This window comes from Nocardioides convexus, from assembly GCF_011090295.1.
The window spans coordinates 2,553,133-2,574,947 of record NZ_JAAMYA010000001.1 but is presented as its reverse complement, the minus strand read 5'-3'; the positions used below and the strand labels follow the sequence as shown (position 1 = coordinate 2,574,947).

The window sequence follows — 21,815 nt, the reverse complement described above, 5'->3', positions numbered from 1 at the left end:
GACCGGGACGCCGTTGATGTTCTTGGTCGGGGTGACCTTCAGCCTCCAGGTCTCCTTCCCGCGGTAGCGGATGTCGACGTCACGGCAGCCGTTGATGGCTGTGCCGATCTCCTCGAGGGCCTTCACCGCCGTCTCCTCGTCGGCGTAGCTGCGCACCAGCCTGCTCGACCTTCGGACCCTCGGGGAGTGTCCAGGCGATCTCCGCCTGGGCGGCGACGGGCAGCATGAGGAGCGGGGACTCGGGGAGGTCGGTGCAGCCGGGCAGGAAGCTCCAGGGAGCCTCCTTCTTCCACCTCGCGCCGAGGTTCGCGCGCACGAGCAGCGTGCTGCGGGCCTGCTGCGGCGTGAGCGCCACGGACGGCTCCGCCGACGTGCTCGCGGTCGTGCTGGCGGTCGGCCGATTCTCCCCGTCCGTGCCGTCGCCGCTGTCGCAGCCGGTCAGCGTGGCTGCCACGAGCAGCACCGTCAGCGCACCGATGTGCCTCATCCGTCCCCCCGGTCGTCGATGTGGGGGAGCCTAGCCCGGGCGGTCAGTCGAACTGTCGGTTCAGCACCGAGTGGCGGTAGCCGTAGGCGGCGTACACCGCCAGCCCGATCACGAACCACACCGCGAAGCGCAGCCAGGTCGCCGGCGCCAGGAAGGTGATCAGCCAGAGGCTGAACGCCACCCCGACGATCGGTACGACGGGCATGCCCGGCAGCCGGAAGGTGCGGGGCAGGTCGGGGCGCTTGTAGCGCAGCACGATCACCGCGACGCAGACCACGACGAACGCCAGCAGGATGCCGATGTTGGTCGGCTCGGCGGCCTCCGCGATCGGCATCAGCCCGGCGATGAGCGCGGACAGCACGCCCGCGATCCAGGTGACCCGGGTCGGCACGTGGCGCGTCGGGTGGGTCTTGGCGAACCAGGCCGGCAGCAGTCCGTCGCGGCTCATCGAGAACCACACGCGGGTCACGCCGAGCATGAAGGTGAACATCACCGTCAGGATGCCGACGATCGCGCCGACCGCGATGACCGTGCCGAAGCCGTCGAGGCCGATCGAGGCGAAGGCGCTGGAGAAGCCGCTCTCCGGGTCGATGTCGCGGTAGTCCTGGATTCCGGTGAGGGTCAGGCACGCCAGCACGTAGAGCACCATCGAGATGCCCAGGGAGTAGAGGATCGCCTTCGGCATGTGGCGCTGCGCGTCCTTCGACTCCTCCGCGGCGGTGGACATCGCGTCGTACCCGAAGACCGCGAAGAAGACCACGGCCGCGCCGCTCATCGCGCCGGAGAACCCGGCCGGGGCGAACGGGCTGAGGTTGTCGGTCTTGATGTGGAAGAAGCCGACCACGACGACGAGCAGCACCAGGGCGACCTTGATGCCGACGACGAAGGTCTCCACGCGCGCGGCGTTGCGCATCCCGAGGCTGAGCAGCCAGGCGACCAGCAGGCACAGGACCATCGCGAACAGGTCGATCCGGTGGCCGTCGCCGGTGCCCGGCGCGCCGAGCATCCAGTGCGGCAGGTCGAGGCCGACCTGGTCGAGCAGGAAGCCGAAGTAGCCGGAGATGCCGATCGCGACCACCGCCACGATGGCGATGTACTCCAGCAGCAGGTCCCAGCCGATGCACCAGCCGACGACCTCGCCGAGCACGGCGTAGCCGTAGGTGTAGGCCGAGCCGGCCTTCGGGATCATGCCGGCGAACTCGGCGTAGGAGAACGCCGCGGCGGCGCTGGCGATGCCGGCGATGAGGAAGGAGATCACCACGGCCGGCCCGACGCCGTCGCCGTCGGCGCTCGCGACCGCGCCGGCGAGGGAGAAGACCCCGGCGCCGATGATGCCGCCGACGCCGATCGCGGTCAGCCGCCACAGGCCGATGGAGCGCTCGAGGCCGGAGTGGTCGTCCTCGGTGATCTGGTCCACCGGCTTGCGGCGGAAGATGCCCGTGCGGGCGGGGGGACGTGCGGTGGCGGACATGGCTCTCCCGAGGGGTGCGACAGGTGGAACCTGCCCACCCTAGGGCTCAGGCCTCCGCGGTGACGACCTCCGGGTGGTGCCGCACCGGGCAGCCGCCGACGCCGGGCACCGGACGGGTGCCGAGGTCGGCGAGGTCGTAGCCGTCGGGGTAGGCTCTTGATCCGCGGCAGGTCCGCGGTGAAGACGGGCTTGCGGTGGGACGGGGTGTGCTTGAGCACCCGAGCCCGGGCCTTCATCGCGGCCCGGCTGACCTTGCGCGCGAGCGGGCCCGGCTCGGCGTAGCCGAAGGCGTCGAGGAGGGGCTCGTCCATCAGGGCGCGGCTGAACACCTCGACCGGCTTGCGCAGCGGGCGCGGGTAGAAGGTCGTCATCAGCGCCAGGGTGGAGTCCGCGACCCGGCGCCCGCCGGCGTCGAAGTCGAAGTGCGCGCGCTCGTAGTCGTCGAGCAGGTGCATGAACCCGTCGTAGGTCTCCGGGACGTCCTTGATGCCCATGTGCCGGCCGAGGGCGCGGTAGTAGTTGACCGTCGCACGCAGACTCGGTGTCGGTCAGCGGGCGCCAGCCGTAGTCGTCCAGCCACCGCTTGGGGACGACGACGAAGGTCGACAGCACGTAGCGGAAGTCGTCGTTGGAGATGTCGTAGGCCCGGTGCATCTGGTTGATCCGGCGCAGCGCGGTCTTGCCCTGGGGGCTGTCGAAGCCGTGCACGAAGGGGGCCTCGAGGAGGAGCGCGGTGTCGTCGTAGCGCTGCTGGACCTGGCGGGTGAACGCGCCGGTCTCGTCGAGCAGACGGCCGATGCTGGGCACGGCGTAGGTGCGGAAGAGCGCGAAGGCTGAGGGACTGGGTGAAGTCCCAGGCTGAACTCGTAGAGCGCGAGGTTCTGGTAGATCTCGACGTAGTCCGTCTCCGGGTCGAGTGCCTCGTTCCGGTCCCGCCACAGCGTCTTGGCCATGCTCGGACGGTACTCGGCATAACCTGACTTACGCTAGATGGAACACGTTACAGTTTTGCGGTGAGCATCCCGCCCGACGTCTTCGCCCCGGCCGCCCTCGGACCGGTCCGGCTGCGCAACCGCACGGTCAAGGCCGCGACCTTCGAGGGCCGTACGCCGCACGGCCAGGTCACCGACGAGTCGATCGCCTACCACCGCGCCCCGGCCGCCGGCGGCGTCGGGCTGACGACCGTCGCCTACCTCGCGGTGGCCCCGGACGGGCGCACCCACCGGGAGCAGATCGTCGTCGGGGAGGACACCCTGCCCGGGCTGTCCCGTCTCGCCGACGAGATCCACGCCACCGGTGCCGCGATCGCCGGCCAGGTCGGTCACGCGGGCCCGGTCGCCAACGGCCGCTCCAACGGGGTGCACGCGATCTCCGCCAGCCCGATGCCGAGCCCGCTGTCGATGCAGATGATCCGATCGGCGACGGAGAGGGACCTGACCCGGGTCACCCGGGCGTACGTCGACGCCGCGCGGGTGCTCGTGCGTGCCGGCTTCGACGTGCTGGAGCCTGCACATGGCGCACTCCTACCTCATCTCCTCCTTCCTCGCGCCCGGCCTCAACCGCCGGCGGGACCGGTGGGGCGGGCCGCTGGAGCGACGTGCGCGACTCGCACGACAGGTCGCGCGCGTCGTGCGGGAGGAGGTGGGGGACGCCGTCGCGGTCACCGCCAAGGTCTCGGTCTCCGACGGCTTCACCGGCGGCGTGACGACCCCGATGGGGATCGAGCCTGGCGCAGCCTGCTGGAGGCCGACGGGCACCTCGACGCGCTCCAGGCTCTCCGGTGGCTCCTCGCTGATGAACCCGATGTACCTGTTCCGCGGGGAAGGCTCCCGTCGCGGAGTTCGCCGCGACCATGCCGCCGCTCGTGCGGTGGGGGATGCGGACCCCGGCCGGGCGCGGCTTCCTCAGGCGCTACGCGTTCGAGGAGGCGTACTTCCGCCCGAAGGCGATGGAGCCTGCGCGCGGCCGTGGACATGCCGCTCATGCTGCTCGGCGGGATCAACCGGCTCGGCACGATGCAGCAGGCGATGGCCGACGGCTTCGACTTCGTGGTGATGGGCCGCGCGCTGCTGCGCGAGCCGGACCTGGTGCGGCGGCTGCAGTCGGGCGAGGCGAGCCGCGGGACGTGCATCCACTGCAACCAGTGCATGCCGACGATCTACTCCGGGACGCGCTGCCCGGAGTGGGCGGCGGACGAGGTCATCCCGATTCCCCTTCCCAGCAACTAGAACCTGTTCTACATTGACCCGCATGTCACAGGTCATCCCCGAGAAGCCGCTGCGGGTCGTCGTCTGGTCCACCGGAACCATCGGCCGGTACGCCGTCGCGGGCGTCGACGCCCACCCCGACCTCGAGCTCGTCGGGGTCTGGACCTCCACCCCCGGCAAGCACGGCAAGGACGCCGGGGAGGCTGGCCGGGCTGGGCCGCGAGCTCGGGATCAAGGCGACCACCGACCGCGACGAGTCGATCGCGCTGCGGCCGGACTGCATCATCCACGGGGCGATGACCGACGACCGGGTCTTCGAGTCGATCGAGGACCTGACCGGCTTCGTCCGCGACGGCGTCAACGTCGTCTCCTCCGGCCCGGTGATCCTGCTGGCGCGGGACGGCACGCTGCCGCCGGAGATGATCGAGGGCATCGACGAGGCGGGCCGTCAGGGGAACGCCAGCCTGCACGTCAACGGCATCGACCCGGGCTTCGCCAACGACGTGCTGCCGCTCGTCCTCACCAGCCTGAGCCAGCGGATCGACCACGTGAAGGTCAGCGAGATCGCCGACTACTCGACGTACTACCAGCCGGTCGTGATGCGCGACCTGTTCGGCTTCGGGCAGCCGCTGGACGCCAAGCCGCTGCTGTGGGAGCCGGGCATCCTCACCACCGCCTGGGGCCCGGTCGTGCGCGTCATCGCCGAGGGCCTGGGTGTCACCCTCGACGAGCCGCTGGTCGAGGAGGTGACTCGTCGGCCCGCGCCGCGCACGGTCTCCACGGTGTCGGTGGACGTGGAGGAGGGCACCATGGGCTCGGTGCTGTTCCGGGTGATCGGCACCGTGGACGGCGTCCCCCGGGTGACCCTGGAGCACGTCACCCGTACCGACGCGAGCGCCGAGCCGGACTGGCCGACGCCGAACGAGGGCGACGGCTGCTACCGCGTGGAGATCACCGGTGAGCCGTGCATGAAGATGGAGTTCACCCACCACGGCGAGAACGGCGACCACAACGTCTCCGGGATGATCATCACCGCGCAGCGGCTGGTCAACGCCGTACCGGCCGTCGTCGCCGCGGAGCCGGGCCTGCGCTCCGCGCTCGACCTGCCGCTCGTCACCGGCCGCGGGCTGGTGGCGCGATGAGCATCCTCGACCGCTTCACGCTCACCGACCACGTCGCCGTCGTCACCGGCGCCGGCCGCGGGATCGGCGCCGCCACCGCCGTCGCGCTCGCCGAGGCCGGTGCGGACGTGCTCATCTCCTCGCGCACCGAGTCCCAGGCTGCACGAGGTGCGGGACCGGATCGAGGCGACCGGCCGGCGCGCGGTCGTCGTGCCGGCGAACCTCGCGCACACCGACGAGGTGGCCGGCCTCGCCCAGGCGGCGTACGACGCCTTCGGCCGTCTCGACATCGTCGTCAACAACGTCGGCGGCACCATCCCGAACGCCTTCCTGGACACCGACGTGGCCTACCTGGAGGAGTCCTTCCACTTCAACGTCGCCACCGCGCACGCGCTCAGCCGCGCGGCCGTGCCGCTGATGCTGGCGTCCGCGGGGGAGGGCCGGCAGAAGTCGATCACCTCGATCAGGCTCGATGATGGGCCGCACCGCCGCGCGCGGCTACCTCGCCTACGGCGTCGCCAAGGCCGCGCTCGCGCACTGGACCCGGCTCGCGGCGACCGACCTGGCGCCGGGCATCCGCGTCAACGGGGTCTACGTCGGCTCGGTGATGACCAGCGCGCTGGAGTTCGTCGCCGGCGTGCCCGCCATGAAGGAGCAGATGGAGCAGGCCACCCCGCTCGGCCGGATCGGCGAGGCCGAGGACATCGCCGCGGCGGTCGTCTACCTGTCCTCACGCGCCGGGCAGTTCGTCACCGGCAAGCCTGCTGGAGGTCGACGGCGGCATCCAGCAGCCCAACCTCGACCTCGACCTCCCCGACCTCGAGCCCGCGACGGCCGCTGACTAGGGTCGGCCCATGACGAGCGGTGTCGCCACGGGCCATGCGATCTCTCCCGACTCGGGCGAGCACTGGGCGGCCGAGGGCGCCTGGCAGGTCGCCGAGGGGATCCACCGGATCCCGCTCCCGCTGCCGATGGACGCCCTCAAGGCGGTCAACGTCTACGTCGTCGCCGGCGACGACGGGCTGACCCTGATCGACGGCGGTTGGTCGATCCCGGTCGCCCGCGAGTCTGCTGGACAAGTGCCTGCGCTCGATCGGCTCCGGCTTCGGCGACATCAAGCGGTTCCTGGTCACCCACGTGCACCGCGACCACTACACGCTGGCCACCGTCCTCGGCCACGAGTACGGCGCCGAGGTGGCCCTCGGCATCGAGGAGCGGCCCGCGATCGAGTCTGCTCCACCGGGCCGCCGCCGGCGAGACTCGACGAGGGGCCCTTCCTGGCGCCCCTGCGCACCGCCGGCGCCGCCGAGATCGCCGAGTTCGTGGGCGGCTGGCCCCCCGGAGCTGCCCGACGCCGTGGACTGGGCCTTCCCCGACCTGTGGCTGGAGGGCGACCGCTCCTTCGAGATCGGCCGCCGCACCCTGGACGCCGTGCACACCCCCGGCCACACCCCCGGCCACTACGTCTACGCCGACCGGGCCGAGGGCGTGCTCTTCTCCGGCGACCACGTGCTGCCCACGATCACCCCGTCGATCGGCTTCACCGTGCCGGCCACCGACCAGCCGCTGGGCCAGTTCATGGCCTCCCTGGCCCGGGTCCGGCAAGCTGCCCGACCTGCGGGTCCTCCCGGCCCACGGGCCGGTGGCCCCCTCGACGTACTCCCGGGTGGACGAGCCTGCTCGCCCACCACGAGACCCGCCTGGACCAGTGCGCGGCGTCGCTGCGGGCCCGCGGTGCGGTCACCTCGCTCGTGGTCGCCAAGGACCTCGGCTGGACCCGCCACGAGCGGGCCTTCGACGACCTCGACGTGTTCAGCCGGGGGATGGCCGCGATGGAGACGATGGCCCACCTGGGTCTGCTCGTCGCGCGCGGCCAGGCCACCAGCGAGGACCACCCGGACGGCACCGTCTTCACCGCCGTAGACTGACCCGGTCCGACAGGGGAGCCCCACGGGGCTGAGAGTGCGCACTGCGCAGACCCTCCGAACCTGATCCGGTTAGCACCGGCGAAGGGAGTCATCCGATGCGCATCCGCGCGCTCACCGGCCTCACCACGCTCGCCCTCCTGGTGGGCGGCTGCTCGCTCGTCGGCCAGGAGGACGACGGCAAGGGTGCGGTCAAGAGCACCGAGGTCACCCTGGTCACCCACGAGTCCTTCGTGCTCCCCGACGAGCCTGGTCACGAAGTTCGAGAAGGACACCGGCTACCACCTCAAGATCAGCAAGCCTGGGCGACGCCGGGACGCTGACCAACCAGACTCGTGCTCACCAAGGACAAGCCGGTCGGCGACGTGGTCTTCGGCATCGACAACGCCTTCGCCACCCGGGCGATCGACGAGGGCGTGCTCACCGGCTACGCGCCGACGCTGCCGGCGGGCGCCGCGCAGTACGAGCTCCCCGGCGACGACGCGGACGCCCTGACCCCGGTCGACACCGGCGCGGTCTGCGTGAACGTCGACAGTGCGTGGTTCCGCAAGCAGGGGATCGCGGAGCCGCAGGGCCTCGACGACCTCACGAAGCCCGCCTACAAGGACCTGTTCGTCGTCCCCGCCGCGAGCACCAGGCTCGCCCGGCCTGGCCTTCCTCCTCGCGACCATCGGCCGCTACGGCGACGGCTGGGCCGAGTACTGGAAGCGAGCTCGTCGCCAACGGCGCCAAGGTGGTCAAGGGCTGGACCGAGGCCTACATGGAGGACTTCACCTTCTCCGGCGGCGACCGGCCGATCGTGGTGTCCTACGACTCCTCCCCGGCCTTCACCCTCGACAAGGCGGGCGAGCGGACCTCGACCCGGGCGCTGCTCGACGGCTGCTTCCGGCAGGTCGAGTACGCCGGCGTGCTGCGGGGCGAGGACACCAACACCGACGGCGCGCACGCGGTGATCGACTGGCTGCTCTCGCCGGAGGTGCAGGCCGCGCTGCCGCCGAGCATGTACGTCTTCCCGGTCGCCGACGACACGAAGCCTGCCCGCGGAGTGGGCGCGGTTCGCGAAGCGGCCGGCCGAGACCGAGCAGGTCGCCCCGGCCGAGATCGCCGAGAAGCGGAAGGCGTGGCTGGAGGAGTGGACCGACCTCACCTCGCGATGAGCCTCGAGGCCACGGCACGGCGGGCGGCGTACGCCGCCCTGGCCGTCGTGCCGGTCGCGGTGGTGGCGGTCTTCTTCGTGCTCCCCGTGGGCGCGATGCTGCACCGCGGGCTGTGGCCGGAGGGCCGGTTCGCACCGGGCGCCGTGCTCGACGTGCTGGCCCGTCCGCGCACCGGCCGGGTGCTGTGGTTCACGCTCTGGACGAGCACCCTCGCCACGACGCTCGCGGTCGCGCTGGGCCTCCCGGCGGCGTACGTCCTGCACCGGCTGCGCTTCCCCGGCCGGGCGCTGGTCCGGGCGGCGCTGCTGGTGCCCTTCGTGCTGCCGACCGTCGTGGTCGGGCTGGCGGTGCGCGAGTCGATCGCGCCCTCGGGGATCCTCGGCTTCCTCGACCTGGACGGCACCCCCGCGGCGATCATCGTCGGGCTGGTCTTCTTCAACGTGGCGGTGGTGATCCGCACCGTCGGTGTCGCCTGGGAGTCCCTGGACCGCCGGCCCGGTGAGGCCGCCGCCGCGCTGGGGGCGACGCCCTGGCAGGTGTTCCGCACGGTCACCCTTCCCGCGCTGCGCCCGGCGATCGTGTCGGCGGCGAGCGTGGTCTTCCTGTTCTGCGCCACGGCCTTCGGGGTGGTGCTGGTGCTCGGCGGAGTCAAGTACTCCTCGGTCGAGACCGAGATCTACCTGCTCACCGCCGACCTGCTCGACCTGCCCGCCGCGGCGGCGCTCTCGCTCGTGCAGATGCTCGCGGTCGTGGTGCTGCTGGTCGTGGTCGGCCGGCTGCGCGCCGTACCGGACCCGACGGTACGACGCGCGAGCGCCACCCCCGCGCGCCCGCACCTGCGCGACCTGCCGGCCCTCGTGGTGACCGCCGCGACCCTCGTGGCCGTCGCGCTGCCGGTCCTCGCGCTCGTCGTGGGCTCGCTGCGGCGCGACGGGCACTGGAGCCTCGACTACTACCGCGCGCTCGGCGGCTCCGCCGACGGGCTCTTCGAGGTCTCGCTGACCCATGCGCTGCTGGCCTCCCTGCGGATCGCGGTGGACGCGACCTGGATGTCCCTCCTGCTCGGGCTCGCGGTCGCCTTCCTGGTCACCCGCCGCGTGCGCAGCCGCACGGGACGCCGTGCGCGTGCCGTGCTCGACGGCTTCTTCATGCTCCCGCTCGGCGTGTCCGCGGTGACCCTCGGCTTCGGCTTCCTCATCGCGCTCGACTCCCCGCCGCTCGACCTGCGGGCGAGCCCACTGCTCGTCCCGGTCGCCCAGGCGCTGGTGGCCCTGCCGATCGTCGTACGGACGCTGGTGCCGGTGCTCGCCGGCATCGACGACCGTCAGCGCCAGGCCGCCGCCTCGCTCGGTGCCGGCCCGCTGCGCACCCTGCTGACCGTGGACCTCGCCGTGGTCTGGCGACCGCTGCTGGCGGCGGCGGGCTTCGCGTTCGCGGTCTCCCTGGGGGAGTTCGGCGCGACGACCTTCATCGTGCGCCCGGCCGAGCCGACCCTGCCCGTCGTGATCTACCGTCTGCTCGGCCACCCCGGGCCGCTCAACCACGGCAGCGCGCTCGCCGCGTCCGTCGTCCTGGCGGCGGTCACGGCGGCCGTGATCCTCGTCGTCGAGCGGCTGCGCGTGCCGGGAACGGGAGCCTGGTGATGCTGGAGTCTGCGCGACGTCTCGGTCGCCTTCGAGGGCAACCGTGCGGTGGACGGGGTGGACCTGGGCGTCGCGGACGGCGACGTGCTGGCCGTGCTCGGCCCGTCCGGCTGCGGGAAGTCCACACTGCTGCGGGCGGTCGCCGGCCTCGAGCCCGCCACCGGCACCGTCGCCTGGGACGGCACCGACCTGCGCGGCACGCCCACCCACCGGCGCGGCTTCGCGCTGATGTTCCAGGACGGCCAGGCTCTTCGACCACCTCACCGTCGCCCGCAACGTCGGCTACGCCCAGCGGCTGCGCGGCCTGTCCCGGCCGGCCGTGCGCGCCGAGGTGGACGACCTGCTCGACCTCGTCGGCCTGGGCGGGTACGCCGACCGCCTCCCCCGCACGCTCTCCGGCGGCGAGCGCCAGCGGGTCGCCCTGGCCCGGTCCCTGGCGGCGAAGCCGCGCCTGCTGCTGCTCGACGAGCCGCTGAGCGCGCTCGACACCGGCCTGCGGGCGCGGCTGGCCGCGGACCTGCGCCGGATCCTGACCGAGTCCGGCACCACCGCCCTGCTCGTCACCCACGACCAGGACGAGGCGTTCGCCGTCGCCGACCGGCTCGCCGTGATGCGCGCCGGCCGGATCGTCCAGGAGGGACCCACCGCCGAGGTCTGGGCCGCGCCGGCGGACGCCGAGACCGCCGGCTTCCTCGGCTACCCCCGGGTGCTGCGCGGCGACGCTGCCGGCGCCCTGCTGAGGCTGGTGGGCCGGCCGGCGGCGCCGGGCGCGGTCGTCGCGGTCCGCGCGAGCGCGGTGGTCGCGGGTCCCGCCGGCGGGCGGCCCGCCACCGTCCGCTCCTTCCGGCTGACCCCCGACGGAGCCCGGCTCGTGGTCGACGTGGACGGGATCGGCACGCTCGACGCGCAGGGCGTGCCCGGGTGGACCGCGGCGCCGGGGGAGCGGGTCGCCGTCCAGGTCGACGCAGGCGGCGTAGCGCTCCTCACCCCGGACGCGCCCAGGTTCTGACGAGGCGTCTCATAGACTCCCTCGGGTGTACCGCCGCGCCTATACCCTCCTCATCGGCACGGCCGCTCTCATGCTCGGCCTCGCGGTGTTCGCTGCCGTCAAGATCGACCGGCGGCTGCTCGACCCGGAGGGGAGGCTTCCTCGGACCGTCGTACATCCGGCTGCCGCTGCTGCTGATCGGGGCGCTGCTCCTCGACCTGCTGCCGCTCACGCTGTGGCGCGCGCGGGGCCGGCCCAGCCGCGTCGTACCGATCGTCAAGCACCGGCTGCGCACGCACTGGTCCAAGGAGCGCGCGATCCTCGTCGGTGTCGGCGTGATCGGCTTCTACCTGACCTACGTCAGCCTACCGGAACCTCAAGTCGTTCCTGCCGTTCGTCCGCTCCGACCCGAACGCGCCTCCGGGCGAGGTGCGGGCGCTGTCGTACGACCGGGAGCCTGCACCTGCTCGACAAGGTCATCTTCTTCGGCCACGACCCCAGCGACGTGCTGCACGGCATCTTCGGCAAGACCTTCACCGCCGAGGCTCCTCTCGCCGATCTACCTCGGCTTCCTGCCGCTCGTGCCGCTCGCGGTGACCGCGTGGCTGGTGTGGTCGCGCAACATGTCCTTCGGCTACTGGTTCGTCACCTCGCAGTGCCTGGCCTGGTCGCTCGGCACGCTGTCGTACTACCTGCTGCCGACCCTGGGCCCGGGCATCGCCTACACGTCGGAGTACTACGGCGTGAACGGCCTCGCGCACACCGGCACCACCGACCTGATGGACGCGATCGTCAGAGCGAGGGGCAACGTGCTCTACGGCGGCGCGACGGAGTCGGTGAACTCCATCGCCGGCTTCGCGAGCCTGCACTGCGCGATCACGCTGCTGTTCGCGCTGATGGTGCAGTACACCCTGCGCTCGAAGATCCTGAAGATCGTCTTCTGGGTGAACTTCGGGCTCACCGTGATCGCCACCCTCTACTTCGGCTGGCACTACGTCGCCGACGACCTCGCCGGGATCGCCATCGCGATCGTGTCCTTCTACGTCGGCGGCGTGGCCAGCGGCCAGAAGTTCGACAGACGCGGGCACTCCCATCCGACGACGACCACGTCGAAGGTCCCCGTCGACGTCGACTGATCCGCGGGGGCTCTGCCTTCCGTCGTACCTGACGAATCGGTCGTGAACTGCCGGAGTTCACGACCAATTCGTCAGGTGCGACGCATGCCCGGAGTCCGCCGCGCGAGAATTACAACCATGTAGTTCGTCAAGCCGACACGCCGGTGATTGCTGAGAAAGTTGGGATTTTTGTTTCCAATGTGACGAAATCGCACTACGGTGACGCAAGTGCGTACTCCAGGCTCTCGGGACCGGCCTGCTCGCGCTCGTGCTGACCGCGGGGGTGGTCGCGCCGGCGTTGGCGGACCCGAGCGGCGGCGACGGGAGCGGTACGCCGAGCGCGGCCGACGTCCGTGACGCCCGGTCCCGGGCCGACGCGGCGAGGTCCGAGGTGGACGTGGTGCGCGAGAAGCTCGCCGCCGCCGACGCTGCCGTCGATGCCGCCTCGGAGAAGGCCGCACGGGCCGCGGAGGCGTGGAACGGGGCGCGCTGGAAGGCACAACAGGCTCAGGCCGCCGAGCGCACGGCGAGGGCGGCCTCGGTGCAGGCCGACCGGGTGCTCGCGGTGCAGCGCGCGTCGTACCGGGACGTGGTCATCGCCTCCGTCAACGGCGGTGGCGCGCTGGAGGACGCCGGCGCGCTGATCTCCTCCGACGGCATGGGCGCCCTGCTGGAGCAGACGACCGCGAACAAGCGGATCGACGCGCTGATGCAGCAGCGCCGCGAGGAGTACGACGCCGCGGCCACCGCCGCGGAGCACGCCGAGAAGACCGCGACCAAGGCCTCGTCGGCCGCCGCCGAGGCGCTGCGCACCGCGGCCACCGCCCGGGACGCTGCCGCCTCGCAGGCAGCGAGCGCCGCCGCCACCGCCGCGTCCGTACGCCGCCAGAAGGCCGCCCTCGTGCGCACGCTGGCCCGACTCCAGGGCGTCAGCGTCGCGGTCGCCCAGCGCCGTCAGGACGGCCTCGTGGCGGCCGCCCGGGCCCGGGCCGTCGCCCGCGCCGAGGCTGCTGCCGCCAAGGCTGCCGCCGCACGGCCGAAGCCCGAGCCGAAGGAGGCCGGCAAGCCGGCGTCGAGCCACGAGCCGCGACAGGAGGACCAGCCGCGCACCCCGCCGGCCCCCTCCGGAGGTGCCCGGGCCGCGATCGCCTTCGCCCGCGCGCAGGCTCGGCGAGCCCTACCTGTGGGGTGCTGCCGGCCCCGGCTCGTGGGACTGCTCGGGCCTGACCGCCGGCGCCTGGTCCGCGGGCGGCAAGAGCCTGCCCCACTACTCCGTCGCCCAGTACGACGTCTCGACACCGATCTCGGCCGCCGACCTGCGTCCCGGCGACCTGGTGTTCTGGGGCGACGGTGGCGGCCCGTCGACCATCCACCACGTCGCGCTCTACGTCGGCGACGGCCGGATCATCCACGCCCCGCGTACCGGCCGGCCGGTGACGGAGGAGTCGATGTACTACTGGCGGACGCCGGACTTCTACGCGCGTCCGTGAAGCCGCGCCGGGTCGGCTAGGTTCTGGCCATGGCCGAGGAGTCCACGAACGCGCTGCCCCCCGAGCTGAGCGTCGACGTTCCCGCGTTGACCGACCTGCTCGACGGCCGGTACGCCGAGATCCGCCGCACCGTGCGCGAGCCTGCTACCGACGTACGCCTCCGTGCTGGAGGACGCCGAGACGATGACCCGCGCGGACTTCCGCGAGCGGGTCAAGGACGTCGTGCTGGAGATGGCCGGCACCGGTGCGACCGGCATGGGCTTCCCCGAGGAGTACGACGGCGGGGGCGACATCGGCGCCTCCATCGCCGCCTTCGAGACGCTCGGCTACGGCGACCTGTCGGTGCTGGTGAAGGTGGGCGTGCAGTTCGGCCTGTTCGGCGGCGCGATCCTGCAGACTCGGCACGAAGCGGCACCACGACGCCTACCTCGCCGACATCGTGAACGGCCGGCTGCTCGGCTGCTTCGCGATGACCGAGACCGGGCACGGCTCCAACGTGCAGGCCCTCGGCACCGTCGCGACCTACGACGCCGAGACCGGCGAGTTCGTGGTCACGACCACCACGCCGAGCGCCGGCAAGGACTACATCGGCAACGCCGCAGCGCACGCCCGGGTGGCCGTGGTCTTCGCCCAGCCTGGAGGTGGGAGGCGAGGGGCACGGGGTGCACGCGCTCGTCGTACCCGTCCGGGACGAGGCGGGCGACCCGCTGCCCGGCGTCCGGGTCGAGGACGACGGCGCGAAGATGGGCCTCAACGGCGTCGACAACGGACGCCTGTGGTTCGACGGGGTCCGGGTACCGCGGGAGAACCTGCTCAACCGGTTCGCGGACGTGTCCGAGGACGGCACCTACAGCAGCGAGATCGAGAGCCCGGGCCGCCGCTTCTTCACCATGCTCGGCACCCTGGTCCAGGGCCGGGTCTCGGTCGGTGCGGCGGGCATCAGCGCCTCGAAGGTCGCGCTCACCGTGGCCATCCGCTACGCCCTGCAGCGCCGCCAGTTCGAGGCGACCGCGGAGGACAGCGAGGAGCCTGCTGCTCGACTACGGCCTGCACCAGCGCCGCCTGCTGCCGCTACTGGCGCGCACCTACGCCCTGCACTTCGCGCAGGAGGTGCTCACCGGCGCGCTGCACGACGTCTTCTCCGGCATCGACACCGACGAGGAGTCCCGCCGGCTGCTGGAGTCGCGCGCCGCCGGCACGAAGGCGTTGGCCACCTGGCACGCGACCCGCTCGATCCAGGAGAGCCGGGAGGCCTGCGGCGGCGCGGGCTACCTCGCGGTCAACCGCTTCGCCGCGCTCAAGGCCGACACCGACGTGTTCACGACCTTCGAGGGCGACAACCACGTGCTGCTGCGAACCTGGTCGCCAAGGGCCTGCTGACCGACTACGCCAGCGACTTCGAGGACCTCGACCAGGCTCGGGATGGTGCGCTTCGTGGCGGGTCTCGCCGTCGAGACGGTGCTGGAGCGGACCAAGGCGCACCAGCCTGCTGGAGCAGATCCGGGACCTGCTGCCGGGTGGCGGCGGGGACGACTGGGACACCGACGCGGGGCTGCTCGACCCGGCGTACCACCTGGCGATGCTGCGCTTCCGCGAGGAGCACCTCATCGGCGGGGTGGCCCGCCGGCTCAAGCGTGGCGTCGACAGCGGGATGAATCCCGGCGAGGTGTTCTCCCGGGTGCAGGACCACGTCATCGCCTCGGCCCGCGCCCACGTGGAGCGCGAGATCCTGGAGGCCTTCGTCGACAAGGTCGCGGCGACGCCGGAGGGACCGCTGCACGACGTCCTCAACGCGCTGTGCGACCTCTACGCACTGAGCACGATCGAGGCCGACCGGGCCTGGTTCCTCGAGCACGGCAGGCTCACCAGCACCCGGTCCAAGGCGATCACCCGCGAGGTGGGCGACCTGTGCCGGCGGCTGCGCCCGGTCGCGGGCGACCTGGTCGCCGCCTTCGCCGTGCCCGAGGCGCTGTTGCGGGCGCCGGACCTGATCGGAGAGCAGCGATGATCCGCTCCACCCTCTCGCACGTGCCAGGCCTGGGCGGCTGGTCCGACGACCCGCTGTGGGCCGACTTCTACGACTGGACCGTCGAGCACCCGCGGCTCGGCGGTGCGGTCTGGCGCGCGGGCATCCAGAGCGACCTGCGCCTGCTCTACCGCGCCGCCGCGGAGATCGGCCGCCAGCCGGCCGGTGCCCGGGTCCTCGACATCCCCTGCGGCGGCGGGGTCGCGCTGCGCGGGCTGAGGCCCGCCCAGGACGTCGAGTACGTCGCCGCGGACATCGCCCAGACCATGCTGGACCGCACGATGCGGGCCGCCGAGGAGCGCGGCGTCGCCGACCAGGTCACCCCGCGCATCGCCGACGTGGGGGACCTGCCGTTCGAGGACGACTCCTTCGACCTGGTCGTCACCTTCACCGGGCTGCACTGCTTCCCCGACCCGGCCCGCGCGGTGATCGAGATGGCCCGGGTGCTGCGCCCGGGCGGCGTGATCACCGGCAGCGCGCTCCTCAACGACCGGCTGCGCTACGTGCCGCTGCGGCAGGTCGGCCGGCTCGCCGGGCTGCTCGGCCCCGGCTGCACCACCGGCGACCTGGAGAGACTGGTTCGCGGGCCAGGGGATCGCGGACGTGGTGATCGAGACGAGCGGCGCCATCGGCTACTTCCGCGGGGTCAAGCGGTAGTGCCCGGCCGTCGTACCGCCGCCGAGCGCAGTGCCGCGGTCTTCGACGCCCTGCGCCGCCAGCCTGCTCGACAACCCGTGGCGCGACGTGACCCTGGAGGCCGTCGCCAACGACGCCGGGGTGAGCCGGCAGACGCTCTACAACACCTTCGGCTCCCGCAACGGCCTCGCCCAGGCCTACACGCTCGCCCTGGCCGACGTGCTCTGCGACGTGATCGCGGCGACCGTCGCCGAGCATCCCGACGACCCGCGGGCGGGCCTGGAGGCAGGCCTGGTGCTCTTCTTGGAGGGCGCCGCGAGCGACCCGCTGATCGGCCGGGTCCGCGACGGCGACGCCCACCCGGACCTGGTGCGGCTGGTGACCGCCGACGCCGGTCCGCTGCTCGTGCGCGCCGGCGACCGGCTGGAGCAGATCGCCCGCACCACCTGGCCCGCCCTCACTCCCGACAGCGCACGGAGGTTCGCCCGGGTGGCGGCCCGGATGGCGCTGAGCCTACATCACCACGCCGCCCGAGCACGACGAGAGCCCGGCCGCTCTCGCGGCCGGGCTCTCGGAGGTGCTCGCTCCCCGCTAGGGGAGAGGGGCTCAGTGACCCTCGGTCTTGAACCGCTCGAAGGAGGCCACGATCTCGGCCTCGGCCTCGGTGCGGCCGACCCAGTCGGCGCCCTCGACGGACTTGCCGGGCTCGAGGTCCTTGTAGACCTCGAAGAAGTGCTGGATCTCGAGCCGGTCGAAGTTCGGCACGTGGTTGATGTCGCGCAGGTGCTCCATGCGGGGGTCGCCCGCGGGAACGCACAGGACCTTGTCGTCGCCGCCGGCCTCGTCGGTCATCCGGAACATGCCGATCGCGCGGCACTTGATCAGGCAGCCCGGGAAGGTCGGCTCCTGCAGCAGGACGAGGGCGTCCAGCGGGTCGCCGTCCTGGCCGAGGGTGTCCTCGATGTAGCCGTAGTCGGCGGGGTACATCGTGGAGGTGAAGAGGAAGCGGTCGAGGCGCATGCGCCCGGACTCGTGGTCGACCTCGTACTTGTTGCGGCTCCCCTTGGGGATCTCCACGAGGACGTCGAACTCCAGCACTGGCTTCCTCCACACGTGATTCGTCGCCCGCTGCGGCGGGCCGGCCGGGGCGCTGGTGAACCGTTGGGAGCCTGCCCCGCGCCACTGTCGGCGCCATTGTCCCGCACAATGTCCCCGAACGCGCAGTCGGGGAGGAAACCGTGGGCAAGGGTGACGCCAGCAGTCATCGCGAGAAGCACCCGCACCGGGTGCGGCGCGGCATCGCCGCGCTGCTCGGTGTGGTGCTGGTCGGGGGTGGCGCGGTCGCATGGCGGACCGGGCAGGCCGAGGAGTGGTGGCACGAGTTCGCGCGGCGACGCGGCAGGCCCGGCCGACCCGGCCGCGGTGGCCCCGCCGCCCGGGGTGGACGTCCCCGACGTCGTACGACCCGCGGCGCTGGCGCCTCCGGCGCCCGGTGCCGGGCCGCTCGACCGGGCGGCGATCGCGGCCGCGCTGGCGCCGTTGAGGGACAAGGACCTCGGTCCGCACGTCCTCGCCGCGGTCGCCCCGCTGACCGGCACCGGCTTCGCCTACCAGGCCACCGAGGGGCTGCCCGTCGCGATGCCGGCCTCCACGACCAAGGTGGTGACCTCCGCGGTCGCGCTCTTCCTGCTCGGCCCCGACAGGACCTTCGCGACCCGGACCGTCCTGGAGAGGAGCGGTACGACGCCCCGGCTGGTCCTCGTCGGGGGCGGCGACCCGTACCTCACCCGGACCCCGGCCTCGACCGACGACGGCACCAGCCCGACGTACCAGCCGAAGCGCGCCGACATCCGCACCCTCGCGCGCTCCACGGCGGCGTCGCTGCGGGCGAGCGGGGTGAGCGTCGTGCGCCTCGGGTACGACGACACGCTCTTCTCCGGTCCTGCGATGAACCCGCGCTGGGAGGCGGGCTACTTCCCCGAGGAGGTCTCGCCGATCAGCCCGTTGTGGCTCGACACCGGCCGCACGGCCGACGGCCGCACCCGGGTCGCGAACCCCTCGGCGACGGCCGCGCTGGAGTTTCGCCGCGAGCTCGGCCGGGCCGGGATCAAGGTCTCCGGCACCACCAGCCACGCCGCCGCCGCGGCGAGCGCGACCGCTGTCGCACAGGTCCACAGCCCGACCCTCGCGCAGATCGTGCAGCGGCTGCTGGAGGTCAGCGACAACAACGCCGCCGAGGTGCTGCTGCGCCAGATCGGCGTCGCCGAGGGCGGCGCGGGCACGTTCACGGCCGGCCAGGCGGCCGTCGCCCGCGTGCTGAAGGCCAACGGGATCGACCTCGGCACCTCCGTCCTGTACGACGGCAGTGGGCTGTCCCGCAGCAACCGGCTCGCCCCCCAGGTGCTCGTCGACGTGCTGCGGTGGGCGGCCTCGGACCGCGCGCCGCAGCTGCGCCCGCTGCTCGCCGGGCTGCCCGTCGCGGGCTACACCGGCTCGTTGGACGACCGGATGGACCAGGGTCCGCCGGCCGGCCGGGGCAGGGTGCGAGCCAAGACCGGGACGCTGACCGGGGTCACCTCGCTGGCCGGGATCGCGGTGGACCGCAAGGGACGGCTGATGGCGTTCGCGCTGATGGCCGACCGGGTCAAGGCGCCCAAGGCGACGCTGGCCCGCACCGCGATGGACGACGCCGCGGCGGGCCTGGGCGCCTGCCTGTGCTGAGGGCCTGTCGGCGCTCGCTCAGACGCGGGTCTTCTCGATCTCGGCCGCCGCGTCGGCGACCGTGCGCCCCGCGAAGCCGGGCCGTCCGCCGTACGGGTCCTCCTCGGTCCACAGCGTCGTCGGCGCGGCCCTCCGCACGACCGGCAGCACCTCGGCGGCGACCCGCTCGAGCATCTCCAGCTCGCTGCTCGTGCGGGAGCACGGTGGGCAGGCTGAACGACTGCAGGTCGTGGCCGTAGGCCTCGTGGAACCACAGGATCTTCTCGGCGATCTGCTGCGGGCTGCCGACCAGCACCGGGCCGCGCTCGATGGCGTCGTCGATGCTGGTGAACACCCAGTCGTTGCCGGGGGTGTGGTTGCCGGGGGCGTTGAAGAACTCGATCATCCGCTCGTACGTCGGCCCGAAGGCCCGCCGTGCCTCCTGGGTGGTGTCGGCGACGTAGAGGAAGCCGGCGCCCGCGCCGACGTAGGCGAACCGGGGGTCGTGACCGTGCCGGGCGTGCTCGGACCGGTAGTGCTCGATCAGCCGGGTGTAGGCGTCGCGGGGCTGGATGGCGTTGGCGCTGAACAGCGGGTCGCCCCACTCGGCGGCCAGGGCGGCGGAGGTGAGCGTGGTGGCCGAGCCGTGCCAGGTCCGCGGCGCGCCGGCGTAGGGCCGGGGGAGGGAGGTGACCTCCTCGAGCGGGCCGCGGAACTCACCGGACCAGGTGACGCTCGCCTCGCGCCACAGCCGGCGGAGCAGGCCGTACTTCTCGGCCAGCGCGTCCCACTGACGCCCCTCCTCGATGCCGAACATCGGCAGCTGGCGCAGACTCGTTGCCCTTGCCGATGGTGATCTCGACCCGGCCGCGGGAGAGCCTGGTCGAGGGTGGCGTAGTCCTCGGCGACCCGCAGCGGGTCGAGGATCGAGAGCACGGTGACCCCGGTCTGCAGCCGGACCCGCGTCGTGCTCGCGGCGATCGCGCCGAGCAGGACGGTGACCCCGCTGGAGAGGAAGTTGCCGGCGTGCCGCTCGCCGAGGGCGACGGCGTCGAAGCCGAGCTCCTCCGCGTGACGGGCCGAGGCGACCGCCTGGGCGAGCCGCTCGTCGGGGCGGACCTGGCGGCCGGTGACCGGGTTCGCGAGGTGCGGGACGATGTCGAGGACCTGGAAGCGCACCGTCTCACCCTACGAACTAAGTCAAGTAACTTGATAGCGTTAGTCCATGAGCCGCACTCGTGGACGTCTCCACCTCGCCGCCGCCCTCGAAGGAGCCGGTTGGCACCCCGCCGCCTGGCGCGAGCCGAACGCCCGGCCCGCCGAGTTCGTTCACCGCCCGCTACTGGACCGACCTGGTCCGTGAGGCCGAGTCCGGCCGACTCGACGTCGTGACCCTGGAGGACGGCTTCGCGATCCAGACCGACGAGCCCTTCGGCCGCGCCGACGACGACCGGACCGACCGGGTCCGCGGCCGGCTGGACGCGGTCCTCGTCGCCGCCCGGGTCGCGCCGCTGACCCGCCACATCGGCATCGTGCCGACCGCCGTCGTCACGCACACCGAGCCCTTCCACCTCGCCAAGGCCGTCGCCACCCTCGACTACGTCAGCGGCGGCCGGGCCGGCGTCCGGGTCCAGGTCGCGCCGCGCCCGCGCGACGCCGCCCTGGTCGGGCGGCGCGCCTTCCCCGACCTCGGGTACGACGACCTGGCCACCCCCGCGGGCGAGGAGCCTGATCCGCGAGAGCCTTCGCCGAGGCCGCCGACTACGTCGAGGTGCTGCGCCGGCTGTGGGACAGCCTGGGAGGACGACGCGGAGATCCGCGACGTCGCGACCGGCCGGTTCGTCGACCGCGACAAGGCTGCACTACATCGACTTCGAGGGCCGCTGGTTCGACGTCAAGGGCCCCTCGATCACGCCCCGGCCGCCGCAGGGCCAGCCGGTCGTGGCCGCGCTCGCGCACCGCTCCGAGCCCTATCGGCTCCTCGGCACCTCCGCCGACCTCGGCTTCGTCACCCCGCACGCGACCGGCGACATCGCGCCGGTGCTCGCCGAGATCTCGGAAGCGGCGGCCGGGCGCGACGAGCCGGTCCGGGTGCTCGGCGACCTGGTCGTCGTCCTGGACGAGAGCGAGCAGGCCGCCGTCGACCGGCTGGGCCGGCTCGACGCGGTCGCCGGGGCGCCGTACCGATCGGACGCGCGGGTGTTCACCGGCACCGCGTCCGGCCTCGCCGACCTCATCGCCGAGTGGTACGACGCCGGGCTGGCCGGCGTGCGGCTGCGCCCCGCCGTGCTGCCCGACGACCTGGAGGCGGTCAGCCGCCGCGTCGTACCCGAGCCTGCGGCGGCGGGGCCTGGTCCCCGACCGCTACGAGGCCGCCACCCTGCGCGGCCTGCTCGGCCTGTCCCGTCCCGCCAACCGCTACGCCCACGCCTGAGGTCCCGCCATGTCGACACCCCCCGAAGAAGCAGGTCCACCTCGCCGCGCACTTCCCCGGCGTCAACAACACCACCGTGTGGAGCGCGCCGGAGTCCGGCAGCCACATCGAGTTCTCCTCGTTCACCGAGTTCGCCCAGATCGCCGAGCGCGGCCTGTTCGACTTCCTCTTCCTCGCCGAAGGCCTGCGCCTGCGCGAGCAGGGCGGCCGGATCTACGACCTCGACGTGGTCGGCCGGCCGGACACCTTCACCGTCCTGACCGCGCTGGCCGCGGTCACCGAGCGGCTCGGCCTGACCGGCACGATCAACTCGACGTTCAACGAGCCCTACGAGGTGGCGCGGCAGTTCGCCACCCTCGACCACCTCTCGGCGGGCCGCGCCGCGTGGAACGTGGTGACCAGGCTGGGATGCCTT

21 protein-coding genes, 8 pseudogenes and 1 riboswitch are annotated in these 21,815 nt (G+C 72.8%); of the genes and pseudogenes, 21 read left to right on the top strand and 8 right to left on the bottom strand.

Going from position 1 to position 21,815, the window contains the following annotated elements:
- Window positions 1-79 precede the first annotated feature (79 nt).
- From G5V59_RS19345 to G5V59_RS19335, 3 genes are read right to left on the bottom strand one after another with little or no spacing between them, the layout of a single operon-like run.
- Window positions 80-487: a hypothetical protein gene (locus G5V59_RS19345; protein ID WP_278257531.1), complete on the bottom strand. Its 408-nt coding sequence runs from the start codon at window positions 485-487 to the stop codon at window positions 80-82.
- Window positions 488-530: 43 nt separating this feature from the next.
- Window positions 531-1,958, bottom strand: coding sequence for an amino acid permease (locus G5V59_RS19340; RefSeq protein WP_278257530.1), 1,428 nt, complete (start codon window positions 1,956-1,958; stop codon window positions 531-533).
- Window positions 1,841-2,452, bottom strand: a complete 612-nt coding sequence (locus G5V59_RS19335) for a hypothetical protein (RefSeq protein WP_278257529.1) — start codon at window positions 2,450-2,452, stop codon at window positions 1,841-1,843. Before G5V59_RS19335 ends, G5V59_RS19340 begins: the two co-directional genes overlap by 118 nt.
- A 519-nt stretch (window positions 2,453-2,971) precedes the next feature.
- Here G5V59_RS19335 and G5V59_RS19330 point away from each other — a divergent pair.
- Window positions 2,972-3,490 (top strand): annotated as a pseudogene (locus G5V59_RS19330) (NADH:flavin oxidoreductase); the annotation flags it as partial.
- Window positions 3,471-4,013 carry a hypothetical protein gene (locus G5V59_RS37180; protein ID WP_341351263.1) on the top strand — a complete coding sequence of 181 codons (543 nt, stop codon included), beginning with the start codon at window positions 3,471-3,473 and terminating at the stop codon, window positions 4,011-4,013. The pseudogene G5V59_RS19330 and the gene G5V59_RS37180, both read left to right, overlap by 20 nt.
- 198 nt (window positions 4,014-4,211) lie before the next feature.
- Here G5V59_RS37180 and G5V59_RS19315 read toward each other — a convergent pair whose 3' ends face one another.
- Window positions 4,212-4,451: a hypothetical protein gene (locus G5V59_RS19315; protein ID WP_278257528.1), complete on the bottom strand. Its 240-nt coding sequence runs from the start codon at window positions 4,449-4,451 to the stop codon at window positions 4,212-4,214.
- A 10-nt stretch (window positions 4,452-4,461) separates the two neighbouring features.
- On the opposite strand from G5V59_RS19315, the gene G5V59_RS19310 reads away from it, so the two are divergent.
- The 11 genes and pseudogenes from G5V59_RS19310 (at window position 4,462) to G5V59_RS19260 (ending at window position 12,135) form a co-directional block, all read left to right on the top strand.
- Complete coding sequence (locus G5V59_RS19310) at window positions 4,462-5,307, top strand: diacylglycerol kinase (protein WP_278257527.1); 846 nt, start codon at window positions 4,462-4,464, stop codon at window positions 5,305-5,307.
- Window positions 5,304-5,441: pseudogene (locus G5V59_RS19305) on the top strand (SDR family NAD(P)-dependent oxidoreductase); the annotation flags it as partial. The gene G5V59_RS19310 and the pseudogene G5V59_RS19305, both read left to right, overlap by 4 nt.
- Window positions 5,407-5,670: pseudogene (locus G5V59_RS19300) on the top strand (SDR family NAD(P)-dependent oxidoreductase); the annotation flags it as partial. The pseudogenes G5V59_RS19305 and G5V59_RS19300, both read left to right, overlap by 35 nt.
- An 88-nt stretch (window positions 5,671-5,758) precedes the next feature.
- The gene (locus G5V59_RS19295; protein ID WP_278257526.1) at window positions 5,759-6,127 is read left to right on the top strand and encodes an SDR family oxidoreductase; all 369 of its coding nucleotides are present in this window, start codon (window positions 5,759-5,761) and stop codon (window positions 6,125-6,127) included.
- 296 nt (window positions 6,128-6,423) lie between these two features.
- A complete protein-coding gene (locus G5V59_RS19290; protein ID WP_278257525.1) occupies window positions 6,424-7,209 on the top strand; it encodes an MBL fold metallo-hydrolase in 786 nt (261 codons plus the stop codon).
- Between the two features lie 6 nt (window positions 7,210-7,215).
- Window positions 7,216-7,318: riboswitch (TPP riboswitch) on the top strand.
- Complete coding sequence (locus G5V59_RS19285) at window positions 7,310-7,534, top strand: hypothetical protein (RefSeq protein WP_278257524.1); 225 nt, start codon at window positions 7,310-7,312, stop codon at window positions 7,532-7,534. (Overlaps the previous riboswitch by 9 nt.)
- A 12-nt stretch (window positions 7,535-7,546) precedes the next feature.
- Entirely contained in the window at window positions 7,547-8,164 is a 618-nt protein-coding gene (locus tag G5V59_RS19280; RefSeq protein ID WP_278257523.1) for an ABC transporter substrate-binding protein, read from the top strand.
- A 47-nt stretch (window positions 8,165-8,211) separates the two neighbouring features.
- Window positions 8,212-10,011 (top strand): iron ABC transporter permease, encoded by a 1,800-nt coding sequence (locus G5V59_RS19275; protein ID WP_278259942.1) that lies wholly within the window; start codon window positions 8,212-8,214, stop codon window positions 10,009-10,011.
- Window positions 10,012-10,059: 48 nt separating this feature from the next.
- Window positions 10,060-10,209: pseudogene (locus tag G5V59_RS19270) on the top strand (ATP-binding cassette domain-containing protein); the annotation flags it as partial.
- A gap of 97 nt (window positions 10,210-10,306) precedes the next feature.
- On the top strand, window positions 10,307-11,020 hold the full coding sequence (locus G5V59_RS19265; protein WP_278259941.1) for an ABC transporter ATP-binding protein: 714 nt from the start codon (window positions 10,307-10,309) through the stop codon (window positions 11,018-11,020).
- Window positions 10,933-12,135: a phosphatase PAP2 family protein gene (locus G5V59_RS19260; protein ID WP_278259940.1), complete on the top strand. Its 1,203-nt coding sequence runs from the start codon at window positions 10,933-10,935 to the stop codon at window positions 12,133-12,135. The genes G5V59_RS19265 and G5V59_RS19260 overlap by 88 nt, the downstream gene beginning before the upstream one ends.
- A gap of 193 nt (window positions 12,136-12,328) precedes the next feature.
- Here the strand turns inward: G5V59_RS19260 and G5V59_RS19255 are convergent, their stop codons facing one another.
- A complete protein-coding gene (locus G5V59_RS19255) occupies window positions 12,329-13,195 on the bottom strand; it encodes a hypothetical protein (RefSeq protein ID WP_278257522.1) in 867 nt (288 codons plus the stop codon).
- Between the two features lie 49 nt (window positions 13,196-13,244).
- On the opposite strand from G5V59_RS19255, the gene G5V59_RS19250 reads away from it, so the two are divergent.
- From G5V59_RS19250 to G5V59_RS19235, 4 genes are all read left to right on the top strand, one after another.
- Complete coding sequence (locus tag G5V59_RS19250) at window positions 13,245-13,604, top strand: C40 family peptidase (RefSeq protein ID WP_278257521.1); 360 nt, start codon at window positions 13,245-13,247, stop codon at window positions 13,602-13,604.
- A 183-nt stretch (window positions 13,605-13,787) separates the two neighbouring features.
- Window positions 13,788-14,984 carry an acyl-CoA dehydrogenase family protein gene (locus G5V59_RS19245; protein ID WP_341350981.1) on the top strand — a complete coding sequence of 399 codons (1,197 nt, stop codon included), beginning with the start codon at window positions 13,788-13,790 and terminating at the stop codon, window positions 14,982-14,984.
- Window positions 14,985-15,183: 199 nt separating this feature from the next.
- Window positions 15,184-15,612, top strand: a complete 429-nt coding sequence (locus G5V59_RS19240; RefSeq protein ID WP_278257519.1) for an acyl-CoA dehydrogenase — start codon at window positions 15,184-15,186, stop codon at window positions 15,610-15,612.
- Complete coding sequence (locus G5V59_RS19235) at window positions 15,609-16,892, top strand: class I SAM-dependent methyltransferase (protein ID WP_278257518.1); 1,284 nt, start codon at window positions 15,609-15,611, stop codon at window positions 16,890-16,892. Before G5V59_RS19240 ends, G5V59_RS19235 begins: the two co-directional genes overlap by 4 nt.
- Here G5V59_RS19235 and G5V59_RS19230 read toward each other — a convergent pair.
- Window positions 16,873-17,361: an inorganic diphosphatase gene (locus tag G5V59_RS19230; RefSeq protein WP_278259939.1), complete on the bottom strand. Its 489-nt coding sequence runs from the start codon at window positions 17,359-17,361 to the stop codon at window positions 16,873-16,875. The two genes, G5V59_RS19235 and G5V59_RS19230, sit on opposite strands and share 20 nt — an antisense overlap.
- Window positions 17,362-17,514: 153 nt before the next feature.
- On the opposite strand from G5V59_RS19230, the gene dacB reads away from it, so the two are divergent.
- Window positions 17,515-18,987, top strand: coding sequence for a D-alanyl-D-alanine carboxypeptidase/D-alanyl-D-alanine-endopeptidase (gene dacB / locus G5V59_RS19225; RefSeq protein WP_278257517.1), 1,473 nt, complete (start codon window positions 17,515-17,517; stop codon window positions 18,985-18,987).
- On the opposite strand, the gene G5V59_RS19220 is transcribed toward dacB, so the two are convergent.
- Together G5V59_RS19220 and G5V59_RS19215 are read right to left on the bottom strand one after the other, a co-directional pair.
- A complete protein-coding gene (locus G5V59_RS19220; RefSeq protein WP_278257516.1) occupies window positions 18,911-19,783 on the bottom strand; it encodes an LLM class flavin-dependent oxidoreductase in 873 nt (290 codons plus the stop codon). The genes dacB and G5V59_RS19220 overlap by 77 nt on opposite strands.
- A 71-nt stretch (window positions 19,784-19,854) precedes the next feature.
- Window positions 19,855-20,145: pseudogene (locus G5V59_RS19215) on the bottom strand (LLM class flavin-dependent oxidoreductase); the annotation flags it as partial.
- 59 nt (window positions 20,146-20,204) lie between these two features.
- On the opposite strand from G5V59_RS19215, the pseudogene G5V59_RS37175 reads away from it, so the two are divergent.
- The 3 pseudogenes from G5V59_RS37175 to G5V59_RS37165 all read left to right on the top strand — a co-directional run.
- A pseudogene (locus tag G5V59_RS37175) lies at window positions 20,205-20,576 on the top strand (LLM class flavin-dependent oxidoreductase); the annotation flags it as partial.
- A 175-nt stretch (window positions 20,577-20,751) separates the two neighbouring features.
- Window positions 20,752-21,087: pseudogene (locus G5V59_RS37170) on the top strand (LLM class flavin-dependent oxidoreductase); the annotation flags it as partial.
- A 122-nt stretch (window positions 21,088-21,209) separates the two neighbouring features.
- Window positions 21,210-21,788: pseudogene (locus G5V59_RS37165) on the top strand (LLM class flavin-dependent oxidoreductase); the annotation flags it as partial.
- Window positions 21,789-21,815: the final 27 nt, after the last annotated feature.

Excerpts from the sequence above, each read along its gene's own strand:
- G5V59_RS19335 (WP_278257529.1), bottom strand. The coding sequence starts at position 2,452 with ATGGGCATCAAGGACGTCCCGGAGACCTACGACGGGTTCATGCACCTG.
- G5V59_RS19345 (WP_278257531.1), bottom strand. The coding sequence starts at position 487 with ATGAGGCACATCGGTGCGCTGACGGTGCTGCTCGTGGCAGCCACGCTG.
- G5V59_RS19275 (WP_278259942.1), top strand. The coding sequence starts at position 8,212 with ATGTACGTCTTCCCGGTCGCCGACGACACGAAGCCTGCCCGCGGAGTG.
- G5V59_RS19310 (WP_278257527.1), top strand. The coding sequence starts at position 4,462 with ATGACCGACGACCGGGTCTTCGAGTCGATCGAGGACCTGACCGGCTTC.
- G5V59_RS19340 (WP_278257530.1), bottom strand. The coding sequence starts at position 1,958 with ATGTCCGCCACCGCACGTCCCCCCGCCCGCACGGGCATCTTCCGCCGC.
- G5V59_RS19220 (WP_278257516.1), bottom strand. The coding sequence starts at position 19,783 with ATGTTCGGCATCGAGGAGGGGCGTCAGTGGGACGCGCTGGCCGAGAAG.
- G5V59_RS19285 (WP_278257524.1), top strand. The coding sequence starts at position 7,310 with ATGCGCATCCGCGCGCTCACCGGCCTCACCACGCTCGCCCTCCTGGTG.
- G5V59_RS19235 (WP_278257518.1), top strand. The coding sequence starts at position 15,609 with ATGATCCGCTCCACCCTCTCGCACGTGCCAGGCCTGGGCGGCTGGTCC.
- G5V59_RS19295 (WP_278257526.1), top strand. The coding sequence starts at position 5,759 with ATGATGGGCCGCACCGCCGCGCGCGGCTACCTCGCCTACGGCGTCGCC.
- G5V59_RS19245 (WP_341350981.1), top strand. The coding sequence starts at position 13,788 with ATGACCCGCGCGGACTTCCGCGAGCGGGTCAAGGACGTCGTGCTGGAG.
- G5V59_RS19240 (WP_278257519.1), top strand. The coding sequence starts at position 15,184 with ATGCTGCGCTTCCGCGAGGAGCACCTCATCGGCGGGGTGGCCCGCCGG.
- G5V59_RS19315 (WP_278257528.1), bottom strand. The coding sequence starts at position 4,451 with ATGATGCAGTCCGGCCGCAGCGCGATCGACTCGTCGCGGTCGGTGGTC.
- G5V59_RS37180 (WP_341351263.1), top strand. The coding sequence starts at position 3,471 with ATGGCGCACTCCTACCTCATCTCCTCCTTCCTCGCGCCCGGCCTCAAC.